This window comes from Sphingomonas sp. Ag1 (assembly GCF_000980895.1).
GTDB lineage: Bacteria > Pseudomonadota > Alphaproteobacteria > Sphingomonadales > Sphingomonadaceae > Sphingomonas > Sphingomonas panaciterrae.
The window spans coordinates 1-1,393 of record NZ_LAZX01000013.1 but is presented as its reverse complement, the minus strand read 5'-3'; the positions used below and the strand labels follow the sequence as shown (position 1 = coordinate 1,393).

Annotated in this window: 2 protein-coding genes; both read left to right on the top strand. The window is 58.4% G+C overall.

Annotated elements, in window-relative coordinates:
- Positions 1-86: 86 nt before the first annotated feature.
- Positions 87-395 (top strand): phage tail assembly chaperone, encoded by a 309-nt coding sequence (locus tag XM50_RS00105; RefSeq protein ID WP_046406297.1) that lies wholly within the window; start codon positions 87-89, stop codon positions 393-395.
- Positions 396-430: 35 nt separating this feature from the next.
- Positions 431-1,393, top strand: a 963-nt coding sequence (locus XM50_RS00100) for a tape measure protein (protein WP_156167010.1), incomplete at its 3' end; no start/stop codon positions are given.

Sequence of the window (1,393 nt, the reverse complement as noted above, 5' to 3'; positions counted from 1 at the left end):
GCGAACTATCGCGCCGCTGAAGTAAAGGACGCCGAAAAAAAGTAACCGCTTATCTTAAGTGGCAGCTTCAGTTCAAACCGGGCGAGTTGGAACGGTATGAGAATGAAGCTGCCGCTGCCCGCAAAATCGGCAAGTTCGACCATCCTGCAATCGAGAAACTGGCCGGTGCGCCCAAGCTCAGCTTGGAGCACGACTTCTACCTAGAAGCGTTTCGTACAATCGCGAGTGATCGTCCGTCGAGCATGTCGGCCGGACGTATAGGATGGAGCTTAGTCGTTAAATACGGCGAGTTCTATAATCTCACAAGGCGCGAGATAGAAGAGCTCTGGTACGTCATCAAAGCGATGGACGAAGCAGTCCTATCCAGCAGTCAGAGCAGCAGCCCCGCTAAATAGTCGGCCATCCAACTATAGCGGAGCCTGCCTATCCGATGTCTGACACAGTAGTCCGCATTGTTATTGATGCCAGCCAAGCAAGTCGTGGTGGCTCCCAAGCCGAACGAGCACTAGACCGCGTAGGTGCTGCGACCCGCCGCCTAGATGGCACACTCGGCAGGACTACTGTCAACGTCACCACCTTCGGTCGCAGCCTTGCCGGCCTTAAGGGCGCTGGCGCTGCTCTAATCCTAGCCGACCTAACTCGGCGCGCTGGTGAAGCCGCCGACGCTTTCGCGCTCATGGACGCCAAGCTCAAGGTCTCCACCCGCAACTGGGGCGATCACGCTAAGGCACAAGAAGACGTGATGCGTATCTCGCGCGCCACTCGAAGTGAGATGACCAGCACCGCCGTTCTGTACGGCAAGCTCGCCACGGTATCGAAGACGCTGAACGCTAGTCAGGCACAGGTCGCGACGGCAACCGAGACTGTTACCAAGGCACTGAAGGTGTCGGGTGCTTCCGCTGGCGAAACGGCTTCCACCGTTCTCCAGCTGGGTCAGGCGCTCGCGTCGGGCAGGCTGAACGGTGACGAATTCCGCTCTCTCGCTGAAAACGCGCCGCGCCTCATGAAGCTGCTCGCTGACAGCATGAACGTGCCGATCGGCAACCTCAAGAAGATGGCGAGCGAGGGCCAGCTTACCAGCGATAAGCTCGTCCGTGCCTTCACGGACAAGAAGTACCTCAAGGAGCTTGAGGAAGAATTCCGCCTCATGCCGAAGACCTTTGGTGATGCGGCAACCGCCATTGAGAACCTAGCGACGACCACGTTCGGTGCGTTCAATCAGGGCGGTCAGTTCAGCCAAGCCCTTTACGACTTCGCCGATCAGGGCAGCGAGAACATGGCGTCGATCATGGACGCCGCGCGCAAACTCGGCGGTGATGTTCGCGACACGTTCGCCGGCCTCTACAACGCATTTCAGCCGCTTCAGGATGGCGGCATCAACGCTGCCGATGAA